Origin of the sequence: Pedobacter zeaxanthinifaciens (genome assembly GCF_003313335.1) — a bacterium.
In the GTDB taxonomy this organism is placed as follows: Bacteria; Bacteroidota; Bacteroidia; order Sphingobacteriales; family Sphingobacteriaceae; genus Pedobacter; species Pedobacter zeaxanthinifaciens.
In genome coordinates this window covers 242,944-260,970 of sequence record NZ_QMHP01000001.1, presented here as the reverse complement: position 1 = coordinate 260,970, position 18,027 = coordinate 242,944, and the positions used below count along the sequence as shown (strand labels likewise).

Sequence of the window (18,027 nt, the reverse complement as noted above, 5' to 3'; positions counted from 1 at the left end):
AAACGACTAATAACTTCTTCAAACAAAAACCTGTGGTTTTGTTTACTTTTGTTTCATGAGTACAGAGAACGGACAAAAAGGACAGGACAAATTTTCATTATCAGCCAGAAAAAATAGACTATCAAATACAATAGCTACTGTGGATAAAATACAGCCGCAAGCTACAGATTTAGAAGAAGCTGTTTTAGGCGCTTTGATGCTGGAAAAAGATGCACTATCTGCCGTAATTGATGTACTTAAACCTGAATTGTTTTATGATGACAGGCACAAGCGGATTTTTGAAGCTATCCAGCAGCTATTTCAAAAATCAAAACCAGTAGATATTTTAACAGTAACTACCGAGCTGAGAAGCAGCGGTAGCTTAGAAATGATTGGTGGTGCTTATTATGTAACTTACCTAACCAACAGGGTTACTTCAGCTGCCAATATCGAGTATCATGCCCGCATTATTTCTCAAAAATACATTCAAAGGGAGTTAATTAGAATTTCTACGGAAATTATTAAAAACGCCTATGAAGATACCACTGATATTTTCGACCTATTGGATATGGCCGAAAAGAATCTTTTTGATATTGCCCAAAATAACTTGCGTAGAGATACACAAAAAATGGATGATATCATTAAACAGTCTTTAGCATCCTTAGAAGAACTCAGAACCAAAACCGATGGTTTAACGGGAGTTCCATCGGGATTTACAGATCTTGACCGTGTTACTGGTGGTTGGCAAAAATCAGATTTGGTGATCATTGCGGCTCGTCCAGCGATGGGTAAAACGGCCTTTGTACTAAGTTGCGCCCGTAATGCCGCTGTTGATTTCCAAAAACCTGTTGTGGTGTTTTCACTGGAGATGTCTTCGGTGCAGTTGGTAAATCGTTTAATATCTGGCGAGGCCGAAATTGAGCAAGAGAAAATTAGAAAAGGTAATTTGGCGGAATGGGAATGGCAACAATTGCACAGCAAAATTGGTAGGCTTTCAGAAGCCCCTTTGTTGATTGATGATACGCCCGCACTTAATATCTTCGAATTTAGAGCAAAATGTCGTCGATTGAAATCCCAGTACGATATACAAATGGTAATTGTCGATTACTTACAGCTAATGCATGGTAAAGGCGAAGGCGGCGGTAACCGTGAGCAAGAAATCGGTAGTATCTCAAGGGCATTAAAATCAGTAGCGAAAGAATTAGACGTATCGGTGCTGGCACTTTCGCAGTTAAGTCGTGCGGTGGAGAGTAGACCTGGACAAAACGGTAAACGACCAATGTTATCCGATTTACGTGAATCTGGTTCAATTGAGCAGGATGCCGATATGGTACTCTTCTTGTATCGACCTGAGTATTATGGTATTATGGAAGATGAAAGCGGCCGTTCAAATGCAGGTGTTGGAGAGGTAATTATTGGTAAAAACCGTCACGGTGAAACTGGAATTGTGCCGCTAAGATTTATCGGTAAATATGTTAAGTTCGCAGATTTAGAAGATAGCTTCTTGCCTCCATCAAGCTTCTCCGCTGGAAGCGATAACGCCATGATGCCTTCTGAAAGTTTCGACAGACCTGGAAACATCATCATCAGACCGTCTAGCATGAACGATATGCCAGACGACGAGCCACCATTTTAACAGAGATTTATCATTTTGAGACACCAAGCAATCCTTAAGCTATGGCAAGTTTAGCGTTTTAGATTGCTTCGTGTTTCTGGAAAAAGAGTTTTTTGATCAAAACTAGCTCGCCTTAGCGTCCGGTTTTTGCTCACCAAAAATCCACCAAGCTTTTTTAGGCGACTTCAGCTTAAATATTGGCGCAGTTTCTTTGAATTTCCTAATGTGTGCAACCACTTCATTTACATCATCAGTAAACAAAAGCAAATCCATATCTTCCGGACTAATTGTTTTTTGATTCATCATGAGTTGCACATGTTCGTAAATGTGCTGATGAAATTCTTTTCCCATGATCACAATAGGAAATTTTTCAACCTTTCCAGTTTGAATTAATGTTAGTGTTTCAAAAAATTCATCTAACGTACCAAAACCTCCCGGTAACACCACAAAAGCATACGAATACTTCCTCAAAAGCTCTTTTCTAACAAAAAAGTAATCAATGTTAACGGACGTATCTAAATATGGGTTTTCATGTTGTTCATGCGGTAAAACGATATTACAACCCACCGATAAACCGCCTGCGTCTTTAGCTCCCCTATTTCCAGCTTCCATAATGCCAGGGCCACCCCCAGTCATGATGGCAAAGCCTAATTTTGAAATTTCAGCAGAAACTTCTCTAGCCATTTCATAATATGGATGATCTTCTTTGAAACGTGCCGAACCAAAAACGGTGACGCAAGGCCCTACAAAGTGTAGTTTCCTAAATCCTTTGTAAAACTGATAAACTACACCTAAAACATATTTCAATTCCTGCCAACGAGTTCTAGCTCCTCTTAAAAAACTAACTTCTTCCTTAACAAATTTATTCATCTTCATTTACTTTTAAATCGATATTAGTTAGTCTGATAAACTAATACCACATCAAATTATATATCCTAAAATTACGCCAGCCATGATCACCCAAGCAGGGCTAATTTTCGTGAAATTCAGCACTAGAAAAGTCACCAATACAATTGCTAAAAACAACCAATTTAACCCAACTGGAGCGAGTAACATTAAAAAAGCGGCAATAATAAAACCCACACTTACCGCATTAATACCAGAGAGTGAGTGTTTTATTCTCGAAATTTTCTTTAAATCGTTCCAAAAAGGTACGATGAAGAGCACCAAAATTAATCCTGGTAAGTTGATGCCTAAAACAGCTAAAATACCACCTATGATTTGTCCGCCCACACCGTAATTTCCATGCTTCATGCCCAAAGCACCAATATAACTAGTGAACGAAAAGGTAGGGCCCGGTAATATTTGTTGAAATGCAAAACCTGATAGGAAATCTGTTTGACCGAGGTAATGCTTCATCTGTACAAATTCTGTAAACATCATAGGTACCAATACCTGTCCGCCTCCGAAAATAAAGATGCCGTTGCGATAGAAATTTTCAAATAACCTAATAGGTAAACTAAAAGGTGATGTACGATTGATGATGGCCCCTAAAATTGCCATTAGCAGTAAAACACCGACAAAATAGCTGAGCTTTTTTGGGTTGACATTGGCAAATAAACGCACTCGTAATTCGGTTTCTTCGTGTGGCGTACCAATTGCAGAAGACACCATTCCTCCGATCAATATTGCTAAAGGAAAAACGTAGGCTTCCCTTAACACCAACGTACCTACCAAAGCACCAAAAGCCAAAAAAACAGATACTTGATTGGTAAGTACTTTTCGGCCTAATTTAAAAGCGCCGTACGCTACAATGCCCAACGCTATAGGATGAATAAACTGTAATATCTCTACAAATTTGTGCTTTTGGTCTAATAATGAATACCAAACTGCGGCTAATGTCATCAATGCCGCTGAAGGTAAAATCCAGATAAGAAAAGTGACAATGGCAAGTTTCAAGCCCCCTACTTTGTAAGCGATACCAACCAAAGTTTGAGTAGATGCCGGACCCGGTAAAACCTGTGCCAAAGCATTTAGTTCCAACAATTCCTCTTCGGTTACGAAATTGATGTTATTTACAAAATAGCGCAGCAATAACGACAAATGTGCTTGTGCACCTCCAAATGCTGTGAAGGTAAAAAAGAACACGTTTCTTAAAAAAAACAATTGCCGTTTAGCCAAGGGAATTAGATTTGAAATTGGTTCATTAGTTCAATGGTTCATTAGTTCATTAGTCATTGATTGTTGCTATTGATCATTGCTCATTGCCCATTGATGATTGGAATTTGATTATTGATTATTGACTATTGTTATCGATCATTGCTCATCGTCCATTGATAATTGGAATTTGATTATTGATTATTGATTATTGTTATCGATCATTGCTCATCGTCCATTGATGATTGGAATTTGATTATTGATTATTAGCTATTGTGTCTTTCTAATCATCTTCGTAATCTAAACCAGCGGCACTATTATAAGCGCCTTGCAATTCCGATAGCGCATGCATATCTCTTTTATTTCTTGCAGCCTGCATACCTATTTGATAAATTCTAATTGCCTCTTCCTTTTGCTGCAATTTTTCGTACAATTTACCTAAGTGATAATAGGTACCAACATAGTCAGGATGTTTTTCTGTCAGTTGAAGATAATATTTTAAAGCATTGCTAGTATCGTTAGATACGTTATACTCGGTTGCTATAGCGTATAGGATAAAACTATCGTTTGGATCGGCTTCTAAAAATTCAAACAATTTGGATAATCGCTGGTTTTGCATTTTAATTCCCTGCTTTTTTAATTAAATTTGTATAATTTATTTTAACCACATAATAATCTGCAAAGGTGTTCTTTCAAACGTAAAAATCATCTGTTTATAAATTCTAAATAATTTTATGAAAATAGATTTAGATTCTATAACATTGCAAATATATTATGCAAGCATAACAATTTAACTTAAGTATTATGAAAATATTAGTTTGTATCAGTAATGTTCCCGACACCACCACAAAAATAACTTTTACGGGCGACAATACCGAATTCAATACAGCCGGAGTGCAATATATTGTAAATCCTTATGATGAAATTGCCTTATCCCGTGCTATTGAGCTTTGTGAAGGCGGAAAGGGTACAGTTACCGTAATTAACGTTGGCGAAGCTGCTACTGAACCGACCATCAGAAAAGCGTTGGCAATTGGTGCTGACGATGCAGTTAGGGTAAATGCAGCTCCTAGAGATGCTTATTTCGTAGCAAATCAAATTGCTGCTTATGCGAAATCAAATGATTTTGACATGATTTTATGTGGTAGAGAATCAATTGATTACAACGGTTCGCAGGTTGCTGCCATGGTAGGCGAATTGTTAGACATCCCTTCTATCTCCATCATTAAAAAATTAGATTACGACGGCAACACCGCTACCATTGAAAGAGAAATTGAAGGTGGAAAAGAAGTAGTTAGCGTGAGTGGAAAGTTTGTAGCGAGCTGCGCAGAAGGAACCGCTGAAGCTAAAATTCCAAATATGAGAGGAATTATGTCGGCAAGAACAAAACCTTTGCAAGTAGTAGACGCTGTTGCGGTAGAAGAAGTTGGCAAGATCACAAAGTTTGAAACTCCTGCACCTCGTGGCGCCGTAAAGCTGATTCCTGCTGAAAGTGCAGAGCAATTGATTGATTTGTTGCACAGTGAAGCAAAAGTGATTTAATCAATTGGACCGAATTGAAAATCAATAATTAACTAAGTATCAAACATTCTCCTTCGGGAGATTTCAAATAGATTAACATGTCAGTATTAGTATATGTAGAACAAGTTGAAGGAAAGTTCAAAAAATCTGTTTATGAAGCAGTTTCTTATGCAAAAGCAATTGCCGATCAGCAAGGAACTAGCTTAACGGCCATTTCAATTGGCAATGTAGCAGAAAGTGAACTTAATGAACTTGGAAAATATGGTGCAAGCAAAGTATTGAAAGTTGAGACAGACCAACTTCAAAATTTTGTGAACCAAGCTTATGCAGCGGTAATTGCCGAAGCTGCTACTAAGGAAGGTGCAAACATTGTTGTTTTATCTAACTCGTTTTCGGGCAAAGGTTTAGCACCACGTATTGCGGTAAAACTTAAAGCAGGCTTAATTGATGGTGCTGTTGAATTACCGACAAATGAAGGTGGTTTTTCAGTTAAAAAAACTGCTTTTTCTGGCAAGGCTTTCGCTATTACGACGTTAACTTCAGCAAATAAAGTGATTGCGCTTAACCCTAACTCGTTTGGTGTTAAAGAAAATGCAACTACGGCTACTATAGAAGCTTTTAGCCCTGAAGTAAAATCAACTGATTTAGCTGCGATAGTTAAAGAAATAGTAAGAGCTACCAATAAAGTATCGCTTCCTGATGCAGAACTTGTAGTATCTGGCGGTAGAGGTTTAAAAGGACCTGAAAACTGGGGCATGGTTGAAGAACTAGCCGATTTATTGGGTGCAGCAACAGCTTGCTCTAAGCCAGTTTCAGATGCTGATTGGAGACCACACTCAGAACACGTAGGACAAACGGGTATCGCTATTAGCCCTAATTTATACATCGCTATTGGTATTTCGGGCGCTATCCAACACTTAGCTGGCGTTAGCTCGTCTAAAGTAATTGTAGTAATCAATAAAGATCCAGAAGCTCCTTTCTTTAAAGTAGCTGACTACGGTATAGTTGGTGATGCCTTTGAGGTTGTGCCAAAAATTATTTCGGCTTTAAAAGCACACAAAGGGTAAACATATCTGCTGCTTGGGCTGTTAATTTATTATTAGCAGCCCAGGTTGCAATATCAACTATGAAGAAAGTAAAACTCGATATAGTAGGACTATCGTATAGCCAAACACAATCTGGAGCTTATGCATTAGTGTTGGGAGAAGTTAATGGCAGGCGCCGATTGCCAATCATTATTGGAGCGTTTGAGGCACAGGCTATTGCCATCGAAATTGAAAAAATGTCTCCTACCCGACCGCTTACACATGATTTATTCAAGTCGTTTGCACAAGCCTATCAGGTAGAAATCACTGAAGTACTGATTTACAATTTGGTTGACGGTGTATTTTTTGCCAAATTGATGTGTAGTAAAGACGGCGAACAAATTGAAATTGACGCCCGTACGTCGGATGCAATAGCCATTGCTGTTAGATTCAACGCGGTGATTTACACTTATGAATTTATACTGGCTTCTGCTGGTATTGTAATAGAAGGTAATGATTTCCTGTTTTTAGAAAATATGGAAGGTATTACCAGCAGTAGTTCTTCCGTTGAAGAAAGTGCGCCGGCACCTACCCCAGTATCGGGCTATCAAAGTTTAACTATTGAAGAGTTACATAACAAACTCGAAAAAGCACTTGCTGATGAGGCCTATGAAAAGGCAGCAAGAATACGAGATGAAATTAATAGAAGAAATGCAGGTAAATAACCTGCATTTTTTATTTAGTCCTTAAATTTTCGGTCGTTTTCATCAAAAGGTTTATCAAACTATCTTAAAAATTCCTTGTGCTGGCAAAGAATGGATTTTTCCATTTCAAATAATTGTTACGCATCTGTGTCAATTTTAAAAAAAACCTTATCTTCAAACCTTTAAAACTAACAACCAAAACATAAAATTATTTATGAATATAAAGCTGCGCTTAACGATCATGAGCTTCATGCAATTTTTTGTGTGGGGCGCTTGGCTAATTACTATCGCAAACTATTGGTTTGGCACCAAACAATGGGACGGAACTCAATTTGGAGCCATTTTCGCCACTATGGGCTTTGCATCTCTGTTTATGCCTACCCTAACCGGGATTATTGCTGATAAATGGATCAATGCCGAGAAACTTTATGCCATACTTCACATTTTATACGCAGCTGTTCTATTTTATATCCCGCAAGTGGAAAGCCCCAATTCATTTTTTTGGACGATGCTACTGGCCATGTGTTTTTACATGCCAACCATTTCCCTTAGTAACTCGATTTCTTACACTACCCTTAAATCAAGTGATTTAGATGTAGTAAAGGATTTTCCTCCTATAAGAGTTTGGGGGACGATTGGTTTTATCGTAGCTATGTGGGTAACTAACCTTACTGGAAGTAAGGCATCAGCTTATCAATTTTATATTGCGGGTGCAGGTGCTTTAGCGCTTGGCATCTATGCATTTAGTTTACCTCAATGTAAACCCTCAAAGTTAATTTCCGAAAAAGCAACTTTCATGGAAACTTTTGGTTTAAGTGCATTTAAACTTTTTGCCAACTATAAAATGGCGCTTTTCTTCATTTTTTCTATGTTTTTAGGAGGCGCATTACAGCTTACTAACGCTTATGGAGATGTTTTTTTAGATGAGTTTAAGCACTTTCCAAAATATGCTGATTCATTTGTAGTAAAATATTCTACCATTATTATGTCCATATCGCAAGTTTCGGAAACGCTTTTCATTTTGGCTATTCCATTTTTTCTTAAGCGTTTTGGAATTAAAAAAGTAATGATTATTGCCATGTTAGCCTGGGTTTTCCGTTTCGGCTTGTTCGCCTATGGTGATCCTTCAGGTAATTTATGGATGATTGTTCTTTCTTGTATTGTATATGGTATGGCATTTGATTTTTTCAATATTTCTGGCTCCTTATTCGTTGAAACTTCCACTACCCCTAAAACTAGGTCATCTGCCCAGGGCTTATTTATGATGATGACTAACGGTTTTGGTGCCGTTTTCGGAAGCTTAATTTCGGGCTGGATGATTGATAAATACTTTACAAAATCTTTTACCAATGTAAATGAAGTTGCTAGCTATGTTGATTCAAGCACCGATAATACACACTTACTTTCATTCATAAAAAGCCAAGGCATTACTATGTCTGCCAACGGTAGTTTTGATAATGCCCTATTCATGAAAGACTGGCAACACATTTGGCTGTCATTCACGATTTATGCGCTAATTATAACTGTGCTTTTTGCAGTAATGTTTAAGCACAAACATACCAGAGCCGAAGAAGAAGCAATCAATAAAATAAGTCACTAATATTATCATTACGTTCCGATGTCATCCGTAAAGCTTAGGAAAGAGAAAAACTGTTTAAATTGTGGTCACGACGTTGAAGAAACTTACTGTCCGCATTGTGGACAGGAAAACATTGAGTTGAAAGAAGATGCGCTGCACATGATTACTCATGCTATTGCAGATTATTTCCACTTTGAGCACAAATTTTTCGGCACTATTAAACCGCTACTTTTTAAACCTGGAAAGCTTACGGTAGATTATGTGGCAGGAAAAAGGGTGTCATTTCTTCATCCAATAAAGCTTTACATTTTCATCAGTATCGTATTTTTCATTTTGATATTTAGTGGCAGCGAGAAAAAGAAACATGAAGAAAAATCAGTAGCTAAGGTTGCTCAAGAGATACAACAAGATTCAGTTGAAATTGATGATGTTGCCGATGTTAAACAAATACTGAGATATCTACCAATCAGTAGATCAAAAAAAGACAGTATCATCAATGAAGTTAAAGCAGAAATTAAGGCTAACGGACATGCATCTTTAAAAATTGACTCCGCTCAATTTAAAAAAGGAAATTTTGATATGTTTTCCGAAGAGAAAACGGTAGAAGACTATGAAAAGAAACAACGTGCTTTACCAAAAGAAAAACGAGATAATTTCATTGTAAACTATTTTACTAAAAAGAGTATACAGTTTAATAATTATCCGGATCCTAAAAAGAAAATTCAAGAGGATATTATCAAATTCATTCCTAAAATGATGTTCGTATTGTTGCCTTTATTTGCATTGATTTTAAAGTTGGTGTACGTTAGGAAGCATAGATTTTATTATGAACATCTAATTTATTCTTTTCATACACACTCGGCCTTATTTTTAAGCTTTATTTTGATCAAGGCACTCAGCTGGCTCAGCGGTTTTGTTTTGGACATCAGCTCATGGCTACAATTTGCAGGCTTAATTTATATCGTCTGGTATATTTATCGATCGTTACGAACTTTTTACGGTAGCAGCAGATGGATCACTGTATTGAAAGTGTTCTTCCTAGGATTTTGCTACAGTATTTTGTTGACCATTTGCTTCCTAGGTATTATCGCTATTAGTTTTATCGGCGGATAATATCTTGTATTAAAACATAGTTTTATTGGCTTTTGCGACTTATATTGCTACGAACGTAGATATAAAACGATGTCTCATTAACGAGTTAAGGTGAGGAAGCGCTGATAACGTGCTAATTAACTAGCAGGGACTTTGCAATTTAAGCCCGATTGTACCGAAAATACTTTTTGTTATTGCTGAGGTTTTGAATAACGTATTGGGCAGGTAACTATTTACTACGTGAAATAATAGTAATACCTACCAAAAAGATTGTAGGGAAAAGCGGGACTATCGGAAGATATGAAAACCTAACTTACACTTCTAAAACCCAAATTAAGGCATAAAAAAAGCCGGTATCCACCGGCTTAAACAACTATATTTGGTTGTAAAGAGAGTTCTTGTATTACATGTGCTTATCTACATCGCCAACGTAAATTTGACGCGGTCTGCCGATAGGCTCTTTATTACTTCTCATTTCTTTCCATTGCGCAATCCATCCTGGAAGACGTCCCAATGCAAATAGTACGGTAAACATTTCAGATGGGAAACCCAGTGCTCTGTAAATGATGCCCGAGTAGAAATCCACGTTAGGGTACAATTTACGATCAATGAAATACTGATCTGTTAGTGCTGCTTGCTCTAATTTCTTAGCAATTTCCAATACTGGATCGTTGATTCCCAAGCTTTCTAAAATATCATCACAAGCTTTTTTAATGATTTTAGCACGTGGATCGAAGTTTTTGTATACACGGTGACCAAAACCCATCATACGGAAAGGATCATTTTTGTCCTTAGCTTTAGCAATCCATTTATCTGTATCGCCGCCATCAGCTTTGATTTTTTCTAGCATTTCAATTACAGCTTGGTTAGCACCACCGTGTAATGGACCCCAAAGGGCAGAAATACCTGCAGAAATTGACGCATATAAGTTACAGTCTGATGAACCTACAATTCTTACTGTTGATGTTGAACAATTTTGCTCATGATCAGCATGAAGAATCAATAATTTGTTCATTGCACTCACCACCACTGGATTAGGTTCAAAATCTTCGGTACGCTGACCGAAAGTCATCCACAAATAATTGGTAATGTAATCGTATTTATTTTTTGGATAGATTAGCGGGTGACCTAATGATTTTTTATAAATGAAAGCCACGATGGTTGTCATCTTCGCTAACATTTTAATGATAGTAAGATCTTTCTCCTCGTCGGATTGGTTGGCTTCTAAACTTTCAGGATAAAATGTAGATAATGAACATACCAATGAAGATAATTGCGCCATAGGATGCGATTTTGACGGATAACCATCAAAAAATTTCTTCATATCCTCATGAATCAAGGTATGCATGCTGATGTCTTTTTGGAATTTCTCCAAAGTTTCTGCCGAAGGAAGTTCGCCATAAATCAACAAATAGGCAACTTCTAAAAATGAAGCCTTTTCGGCAAGCTCTTCAATAGGGTATCCACGATACTTTAAGATTCCCTGCTCACCATCTAAAAAGGTGATCGCACTTTTGGTAGAACCTGTATTTTTATATCCAAAATCTAACGTAATGTGACCAGTAAGGTCTCTTAATTTTGAAATATCAATAGCTTTCTCTCCCTCAGTTCCAGTGATTACCGGAAATTCGTAGGTTTGTCCGTCTATCTTAATTTCTGCAGTAGTTGACATATATCTAAAATTTTATATAATTATAAGTAGTTATTTTCTTTTATTAAAATTTGGCCGGTACAATTATAGACTTGTTACATATATTTTAACAATTCTAATGCACTTTTAATACAGGCTATTTACCTTTTATTTCTTCCGCTACTCTACCGCACTCCATCATTTCATCGCCATAGTAAGGGTTTTGTATTTTTTTAGCTGAGGATAACCAGTCGGCACCGTCGCCGTTATTTGCCATTGGGCAATGCTGAACGTAAATAGTTCCAGCAGTTAGCGCAGCGTGTTTAAACACTGGGATTAACTCTACATTCAAATCATTAAATGCAGCACGTTGTACTTTTATATCAGTAGCAGCACTGATTTTACTGGCTATGTTTGCTGCACTTTCGCAACCTGCAAAACCCTTTAATGCTGTGGCTAAACCATTTGCGGCCAACTTAGCCTCACTGGCCTTGGTAGCGACCAGCGCATCTTTCAAATTAGTATAACTTGCGTAAATATTTTTAAGCGTATCGTTTTTAAACGCCAAATCAGTAGCAACAGTTGTATCACCAGCATTAGCTACTTGAGTACTGTCGTGCAACTCGATGGTTTTGTTATTGCTATTACACGCAAATAAGGCTGATGTAGCCAGCAAAACCAAAACAATGTATTTTTTACTTTTCATATGCGGTTAATTTTAACTAGATATTTGGTAGAGCACACCGTTGTCGTATATGTTCTGTTTTGTGGTCAAAATAGCATTTATTATTCTAAAAACACAAAAAAAGCCCCGATAAAATTATCGGAGCTAAGTAATATTATATTACGATTATAATTTGTTAACTAAAGCTTAAAGTTTGAACCCATAAGCTAAACGTAAACCAACGTAACCGTTGTTCATTCCGTCTTTAGCTAAACCTTCATATTTAACGCCAAGATCGAAACCATTATCCCAAGCGTAACCAACAGCAGGTGAATATACAAAGGATGTACCTGCACCTTTGTTAGTACCGAAAGCAGCACCAGCTTCAGCTAATGCATAAGCACCAGCACCAGAAGTACTAAAGAAATATTTTAAACCTGCTTTTGCTGGAATGTATCCAAAACTTCCGCCGCCAAATTCATCTTTAAGAGAGATGTTAGTGTAACCAGCTGTAATTGGAATAGATAATTGTCTGTCCAAATCAACTTGGTAGCGGATATCACCACCAATTGCAAAACTATAACCGTCTTGAGTTGGCACACCTAAATTTAATCCGATACCTAATTTCTGACGTGAAGGATTTGTAGGTTCAGAAGCAGTTTGAGCGTTAACATTTGTTGTTACGAAAATAGCTAGTGCAGCTACTGCAGCCGCTATTGATTTAGTATACTTTTTCATTGTTTTTTTTGTTAATTTTTTGATAGTCGTTTTAATTTTTATGGGTTGCTAGTTGATGCTTGCAACTGCAGGCTAAAGTTCAAACAACATGCCATTTGACGAAATAGTTTAAAGGAGACATCTATAAAAAACTAACAAACAACAACTTATAAGAGTAAAACAATTAAATCAACGATGTTTTGAGTAGATGGCACAACTGAAATGAAATGTACTAAAAACTGAACAAATCTGTTACAATTGCATAGTTGAGTGTAAATTATACACTCGCAGCATTACGTAAAATGAATTAAGAAAGTTCGCTTTAAGATTATACATTAATGGAACTTGTAAAAGCTGATACTTAAAAAAGAGAGATGATACAGCAATAGCAAGTCAATTAGCAAAAAAACCAGACTTTAGTTTAAGTCTGGTTTTTATGATATTAATTAAGTTTATAATGTTTAATAAATTTAATTAGCCTTTAACCACTTTGGATATTCTTTAGCTAATAAATTTTGAGCAAATGTACCATACCAAGCATAACCGTTCCTGCGTTCTTGACTGATGTCTTCTACCCTATCTTTAATGGAATTGTCCCTATCACCAAAAATTGGCTTATTGGTATTGAAATCGTAAAATCTTGCCCAGCTTACGGCTTCTGCGTTAGGCACCAGGCCTTTATCCTTGTCGCCAATCTTATCGTACTTAAAGCCAACTATTTTAGTGCTTTCAAACCATTCAATTGCATTTTTAATGGCGTCTTTAATTTCAACGGATGGATTTTTAAGCTTCATTAAAAACCGAACCACACCAACAGATTCACTTGTACTTAATGACGCTGGCTCAAAAGCTCTTGCTTTAGCTGGTTGCAATGTATTTTCATCATATTGTGCAGCCCAAATTGTTTTTTTGCCGTTCTGTACAACTTGGGTTTTCAGGATACAAGATATGCCCCGTTTTACGGCACTTTCTGCTTTGGGAATATATTTGGCATCTACTACTTCAAAACCATTAGTTCTATCAACAATATTTAACATTACCGTTAATGCGTTAATCATTGCATTATCATTATAGGTAATTTCTGCCCTATAACTGCTTTTATCAGGATAATATTGCGGCCACCCACCGTTGGCATATTGAGCCATTAACAAATATTCTATTCCATTTTCCGCTGCCTTTAAATAAGCAGGATTATTGGTGTTTTTATAAGCTAAAACCAGCGCATTAATTTCTCTAGATGTTGCATTGTTATCAATAGTGGCATGCAACGGAGAGGTTGCTTTAATTTTCGAAAGCAATTCCTTGGTAAGCGGATACTCATATTTCACAACGCTTTTATCCTCTAACTGTTTAGGCCAACCACCATTGCTTAGCTGGTAAACCAACATTTTATCGGCAATGCTATCTGTTTTAACATCTGATTTTGAAACATTTTGCGCTGTTGCGCAGCTACTTAAAGCAAGCATGCAAACTACTAGTATATAAATGATATTTTTCATGTTGTGCTGTTTTGAGTTTGGCTAAAACATTGCTAAAGATCTTGCGACTACTATTTTTTGTCGATGGTTTGTTTTGCCAACCAATTAATTAATTCTTGAGCAGCTTGATAATTTTCGTAATTCGCAGGTATTTTGCGTCCATCTACATATTCGTTATATAACCATGGATCGCCAATTACGAATACGGTACCTTTACCGAATTTAGTTACCGACATTACATTATCTCCGTCTTTATCCTTCAACACCGCTTTGGCATTTCCTGTTAACTTGAGGCTGCTGTACTCTTTGATAAATAAATCCTTAGGTTTGAAAATGCTATTTCCAGCTGACACCACCACTTTTGCTGTTTCAAAATTTGTCGGTACAGGAACGGTCCCCTTGCTATCTCCATTAAAATGAACACAAAATACATTAGCTAGCTTATTGAAGTTTTCTAGCTCTACATTTGCTGCATCATTCCCCATTAAAACCAATACGCCACCTGCTTTAACCCAAGCAGAAATTTGTTGAATATCCGTTGAAGAAATGAAATTTGGCTTCGGATTTTCTTTTTCGAAATCAGGATCAACGATGATATAAACGGCAGCGTTTTTTAAATTGGTTAAAGTAGGTGCCTGATATAAAGTTTTGGTTTTGAACCCTGAATTTTCGAATTGCTCAGCCCAAAAGGAAAATCCACCATTAGCACGCTCTTCCCATTTGTAGTGCCAAGAAAGATCATTGCCACTTTGATCTTTCTTTACTTCATTATTGAAATATGAATCTAAAACTACAGTTTTATTTTTGCCAACTTTAGGCGTTTGTGCTATTTCCATCTCATTAGCAGCAAGTAAAAATGCACCAACTCCCTTTGGATCGTTGGTAATTACTTTTTCGCTCACATAATATTCGTAGCTGCCATCTCGGTAAGGCTTGCCTCCCAATCCGGAAACTTCCACTGTTCCCTTTAAGTTAACTTGACCTGCTGCCCGCTGCTCAACAAACTGCTTTTTAATGCCGTTGTATCCCTTATCGGCAACACTGAAATAAGTTGCCGGCAACCAGCCGTTTCTAACCGCTTTAGCGAAAGTATATACAAACATGCTAGAGGCAGAAGCTTCTACGTAATTTCCTTTCCCGTTTGGTTTATCCAAAACATCAAACCATAAGCCTGTTTTTGGATCTTGAACTTTTTGTACTGCTTGAGCAAAACGGCCCAAGATTGCTAAAATTTCTTTTCTTCTTGGATGATTTTGAGGGAAGTTGTCCAATACATCAACCATAGCCATGCCGTACCAACCCATGGCCCTTGCCCAAAAATTTGGCGATTGACCAGTGGTTTTATTTGCCCAAGCTTCAGCTTTCGACTCATCCCAACCATGGTAAAGTAAACCAGTTTTTGAGTCTCTTGCATGTTTCTCCATCCACACAAACTGATTTGCAATGTCATCAAAAGCCTTATCATCTTTCACAAGAGCAGCATACTCCGCGTAAAAGGGTTGTCCCATGTAAAGCCCATCCAACCACATTTGGTAAGGATAAACCTTTTTGTGCCAAAAACCACCCTCTTTGGTTCTTGGGTGTTGTTTTAGCTGCTCCCATAACGCTGTAGCAGCAGTAAAATATTTCTTTTGACCAGTTACTTTATATAAATCGAGCAGGATTTTTCCATTTTTAACGTTATCGATATTATAATCACTTTGTTTATAACGCTCGATATTGCCCTCTTTGGTTACAAAAAAATCCATGCTTTTTTGCATGTACTTAAAGTATTCACCATTGCCAGTTCTACGCCAAATGGCATCTATTCCTTCTAAAACTACACCTTGATCGTAAGCCCATTTAACTTTTTTGGGCACTTCTGGGTTAAGGTTCAGTGAATCTTTCCAGATTTCCATCACCGTAGACGCCATTTGTTGAGAAAGCGGCAAGGTAGGTTTCACTTGCGAAACAGCATTTAACGATGCGACAACAAAAGCGGCTCCAACTGCTCCGTGTTTAAAAAGCTTTTTCATTATTTAGCGATTTGAAGTGATTTTTCTTGAGCACCATTTAAAAATTCAGCTTGTTTTTGCGCTTTAGAAACGTCTAATCCAGTAGTTTTAATATTGCTGTTTCTATCACCACTGATTCTGAACAACAAATCGGCGCTATTGTAGCTGATGTTTTTTAGATTAACACCATTTGCATTTTGTATGTTAATTAAAGGATTGCCATGCTCAATGGTAAGTTTAATATTAGTTAAATTAATTGTTTTACCCTCCTGAATGTCAATACCTTTAGCAGCTTTGATATTAATATTACTTAGATTGATATTAGCGATGCTCATTTCAGGCAAGCCACGTACAAATATGGCCTTATCCGCTCCATCGCAAACTACGTTATCAATAAAAAAGTCTTTAAATACAGGTGTTTCTTCAGTAACAGGCAACATTTCTACTTTTGGCGCTTCACGCTGATCACCTACTAAGGCAATCGGATCCACGGCTGCGTAATACATATCAAACAATATGGCTTCGCCCGGAATATCCATCATGTTGATATTTTTGATGTGAATATTCTCTACAACGCCGCCCCTACCTCTGGTAGTTTTGAAACGCAATCCGATATCGGTGCCAATAAACGTACAGTCGGAAACGAAGATGTTTTTTGCGCCACCACTCATTTCACTACCGATAACGAAGCCACCATGTGCGTGATACACTGTGCTGTTTCTGATGATGACATTTTCTGTAGGCATTGCCCTTTTACGTCCCCAAGCATCTCTTCCAGATTTAATACAGATTCCATCGTCGCCTACGTCGAAAGTGCTATTTTCTATCAGTACGTTTTTGCAAGATTCGATGTCAATACCATCGCCATTTTGTGCATACCAAGGGTTTTTTGCGTACACGTTTCTCACTGTTAAATCCTCGCACATTAATGGGTGAATATTCCAAGCTGCCGAGTTTTGAAACGTAACGCCTTCCAATAGTACTTTTTTACAAGATGTAAATACCAATAAATTAGGACGGAAAAAATCTTTTAACGATTCATAATAAGCAGCATCCTTATCTGCTTTAATTTCTCCAGGATTACCCTTGATTTTTGAACCTTCTAAGCTCTTTTGTGAGGGATACCACGTTTTTTTATCTTCAGAAAGCACCCCTCCAGATGCCACTAATGTTTTCCACTGCGTTTCGGTTAACTTGCTTTTTTTCACCATTCGCCAAGCATCGCCACCGCCGTCGATGATACCATATCCAGTAACCGCAATATTGGTTTGGTTAGTTGCCCAAAGCGGAGATTGATTACGCATTTGCGGCAAACCTTCCCAGTTGCTTTTAACTAGGGGATACTGGTTAAAATCGCGGGTAAATTGCAACATAGCATTTTTCTGCAGATGCAAATTCACATTGCTCTTTAGCTCTATTGGACCGGTAATCCACAGCCCTTTAGGAATCAGCACAACGCCGCCACCTTTTTTATTACAAGCTGTAATGGCATCATTAATATTTTTTGTTACCAATGTAATCCCATCACTTTTAGCGCCATAATTAACAATATTAAAAGTATCCTTCTTGAAAGAAGTTTTAGCAATAACCGGTAAATTGTTAAAAGAATATGGTTTTTTAGCGGTTTGCGCCGAAACTATAGTTGGTACTGCAATGAGTAATGCAAAAATGGAAGCTACAATTTTCTTCTTATCCATGTATTTATATTGGTTAGTTTAATACGTTACGTTTTTAATAGGTATCGTAACATCATAAAAATTGACTATTCAAAACTAAATTGCCTAGCAACATTCAATAACAAGTCTACACAGTTTAGGCCATTAAACGAACTAAAAGCTCGAAAATAACTGTGCAAACGTTCCCAAATTGTTGCATGTAAAGCGGATGTTACAAGTTGCTTATTTGTAGGCGATAGGTTGTACATTAAAAGCT

The 18,027-nt window shown here is 37.3% G+C and carries 15 protein-coding genes; 6 read left to right on the top strand and 9 right to left on the bottom strand.

What is annotated here, in order from left to right; genetic code table 11:
* Positions 1–55: 55 nt before the first annotated feature.
* Positions 56–1,615, top strand: coding sequence for a replicative DNA helicase (dnaB, locus tag DUT68_RS01040; RefSeq protein WP_113634933.1), 1,560 nt, complete (start codon positions 56–58; stop codon positions 1,613–1,615).
* A gap of 102 nt (positions 1,616–1,717) precedes the next feature.
* Here the strand turns inward: dnaB and DUT68_RS01035 are convergent, their stop codons facing one another.
* The 3 genes from DUT68_RS01035 to DUT68_RS01025 all read right to left on the bottom strand — a co-directional run bounded on the left by DUT68_RS01035 (position 1,718) and on the right by DUT68_RS01025 (position 4,310).
* Positions 1,718–2,464 (bottom strand): LOG family protein, encoded by a 747-nt coding sequence (locus DUT68_RS01035; protein WP_237088229.1) that lies wholly within the window; start codon positions 2,462–2,464, stop codon positions 1,718–1,720.
* Between the two features lie 51 nt (positions 2,465–2,515).
* Positions 2,516–3,715 (bottom strand): chromate efflux transporter, encoded by a 1,200-nt coding sequence (gene chrA, locus DUT68_RS01030; RefSeq protein WP_237088228.1) that lies wholly within the window; start codon positions 3,713–3,715, stop codon positions 2,516–2,518.
* A 259-nt stretch (positions 3,716–3,974) separates the two neighbouring features.
* Positions 3,975–4,310 (bottom strand): tetratricopeptide repeat protein, encoded by a 336-nt coding sequence (locus DUT68_RS01025; protein WP_113634930.1) that lies wholly within the window; start codon positions 4,308–4,310, stop codon positions 3,975–3,977.
* A gap of 185 nt (positions 4,311–4,495) precedes the next feature.
* Here DUT68_RS01025 and DUT68_RS01020 point away from each other — a divergent pair, with 185 nt between their 5' ends.
* The 5 genes from DUT68_RS01020 (at position 4,496) to DUT68_RS01000 (ending at position 9,633) form a co-directional block, all read left to right on the top strand.
* Positions 4,496–5,233 carry an electron transfer flavoprotein subunit beta/FixA family protein gene (locus tag DUT68_RS01020; protein WP_113634929.1) on the top strand — a complete coding sequence of 246 codons (738 nt, stop codon included), beginning with the start codon at positions 4,496–4,498 and terminating at the stop codon, positions 5,231–5,233.
* A gap of 77 nt (positions 5,234–5,310) precedes the next feature.
* Positions 5,311–6,279: an electron transfer flavoprotein subunit alpha/FixB family protein gene (locus DUT68_RS01015; protein WP_113634927.1), complete on the top strand. Its 969-nt coding sequence runs from the start codon at positions 5,311–5,313 to the stop codon at positions 6,277–6,279.
* 59 nt (positions 6,280–6,338) lie between these two features.
* Positions 6,339–6,962 (top strand): bifunctional nuclease family protein, encoded by a 624-nt coding sequence (locus DUT68_RS01010; protein ID WP_113634926.1) that lies wholly within the window; start codon positions 6,339–6,341, stop codon positions 6,960–6,962.
* A 193-nt stretch (positions 6,963–7,155) separates the two neighbouring features.
* Positions 7,156–8,541: a nucleoside permease gene (locus DUT68_RS01005; RefSeq protein ID WP_113634924.1), complete on the top strand. Its 1,386-nt coding sequence runs from the start codon at positions 7,156–7,158 to the stop codon at positions 8,539–8,541.
* Positions 8,542–8,559: 18 nt separating this feature from the next.
* Positions 8,560–9,633, top strand: a complete 1,074-nt coding sequence (locus DUT68_RS01000; RefSeq protein ID WP_113634922.1) for a DUF3667 domain-containing protein — start codon at positions 8,560–8,562, stop codon at positions 9,631–9,633.
* A 382-nt stretch (positions 9,634–10,015) separates the two neighbouring features.
* Here the strand turns inward: DUT68_RS01000 and DUT68_RS00995 are convergent, their stop codons facing one another.
* From DUT68_RS00995 to DUT68_RS00970, 6 genes are all read right to left on the bottom strand, one after another.
* Complete coding sequence (locus tag DUT68_RS00995; RefSeq protein ID WP_113634921.1) at positions 10,016–11,284, bottom strand: citrate synthase; 1,269 nt, start codon at positions 11,282–11,284, stop codon at positions 10,016–10,018.
* 115 nt (positions 11,285–11,399) lie between these two features.
* Complete coding sequence (locus DUT68_RS00990; protein ID WP_113634919.1) at positions 11,400–11,948, bottom strand: DUF3347 domain-containing protein; 549 nt, start codon at positions 11,946–11,948, stop codon at positions 11,400–11,402.
* Positions 11,949–12,113: 165 nt separating this feature from the next.
* The gene (locus DUT68_RS00985) at positions 12,114–12,644 is read right to left on the bottom strand and encodes a hypothetical protein (RefSeq protein WP_113634918.1); all 531 of its coding nucleotides are present in this window, start codon (positions 12,642–12,644) and stop codon (positions 12,114–12,116) included.
* A gap of 449 nt (positions 12,645–13,093) precedes the next feature.
* The gene (pelA, locus tag DUT68_RS00980; RefSeq protein ID WP_113634916.1) at positions 13,094–14,122 is read right to left on the bottom strand and encodes a pectate lyase; all 1,029 of its coding nucleotides are present in this window, start codon (positions 14,120–14,122) and stop codon (positions 13,094–13,096) included.
* Positions 14,123–14,172: 50 nt separating this feature from the next.
* Positions 14,173–16,116: a glycoside hydrolase family 88 protein gene (locus tag DUT68_RS00975; protein ID WP_113634915.1), complete on the bottom strand. Its 1,944-nt coding sequence runs from the start codon at positions 16,114–16,116 to the stop codon at positions 14,173–14,175.
* Positions 16,116–17,792: a glycoside hydrolase family 28 protein gene (locus DUT68_RS00970; RefSeq protein ID WP_113634913.1), complete on the bottom strand. Its 1,677-nt coding sequence runs from the start codon at positions 17,790–17,792 to the stop codon at positions 16,116–16,118. Before DUT68_RS00970 ends, DUT68_RS00975 begins: the two co-directional genes overlap by 1 nt.
* Positions 17,793–18,027: the final 235 nt, after the last annotated feature.

What these genes read in the sequence shown, in the direction of transcription:
- DUT68_RS01035 (WP_237088229.1), bottom strand. Translation starts at nt 2,464, where the DNA reads ATGAATAAATTTGTTAAGGAAGAAGTTAGTTTTTTAAGAGGAGCTAGA.
- DUT68_RS00970 (WP_113634913.1), bottom strand. Translation starts at nt 17,792, where the DNA reads ATGGATAAGAAGAAAATTGTAGCTTCCATTTTTGCATTACTCATTGCA.
- DUT68_RS01020 (WP_113634929.1), top strand. Translation starts at nt 4,496, where the DNA reads ATGAAAATATTAGTTTGTATCAGTAATGTTCCCGACACCACCACAAAA.
- DUT68_RS01015 (WP_113634927.1), top strand. Translation starts at nt 5,311, where the DNA reads ATGTCAGTATTAGTATATGTAGAACAAGTTGAAGGAAAGTTCAAAAAA.
- DUT68_RS00990 (WP_113634919.1), bottom strand. Translation starts at nt 11,948, where the DNA reads ATGAAAAGTAAAAAATACATTGTTTTGGTTTTGCTGGCTACATCAGCC.
- DUT68_RS01010 (WP_113634926.1), top strand. Translation starts at nt 6,339, where the DNA reads ATGAAGAAAGTAAAACTCGATATAGTAGGACTATCGTATAGCCAAACA.
- DUT68_RS01005 (WP_113634924.1), top strand. Translation starts at nt 7,156, where the DNA reads ATGAATATAAAGCTGCGCTTAACGATCATGAGCTTCATGCAATTTTTT.
- DUT68_RS00985 (WP_113634918.1), bottom strand. Translation starts at nt 12,644, where the DNA reads ATGAAAAAGTATACTAAATCAATAGCGGCTGCAGTAGCTGCACTAGCT.
- DUT68_RS01000 (WP_113634922.1), top strand. Translation starts at nt 8,560, where the DNA reads ATGTCATCCGTAAAGCTTAGGAAAGAGAAAAACTGTTTAAATTGTGGT.
- pelA (WP_113634916.1), bottom strand. Translation starts at nt 14,122, where the DNA reads ATGAAAAATATCATTTATATACTAGTAGTTTGCATGCTTGCTTTAAGT.
- dnaB (WP_113634933.1), top strand. Translation starts at nt 56, where the DNA reads ATGAGTACAGAGAACGGACAAAAAGGACAGGACAAATTTTCATTATCA.
- DUT68_RS00995 (WP_113634921.1), bottom strand. Translation starts at nt 11,284, where the DNA reads ATGTCAACTACTGCAGAAATTAAGATAGACGGACAAACCTACGAATTT.
- DUT68_RS00975 (WP_113634915.1), bottom strand. Translation starts at nt 16,116, where the DNA reads ATGAAAAAGCTTTTTAAACACGGAGCAGTTGGAGCCGCTTTTGTTGTC.
- DUT68_RS01025 (WP_113634930.1), bottom strand. Translation starts at nt 4,310, where the DNA reads ATGCAAAACCAGCGATTATCCAAATTGTTTGAATTTTTAGAAGCCGAT.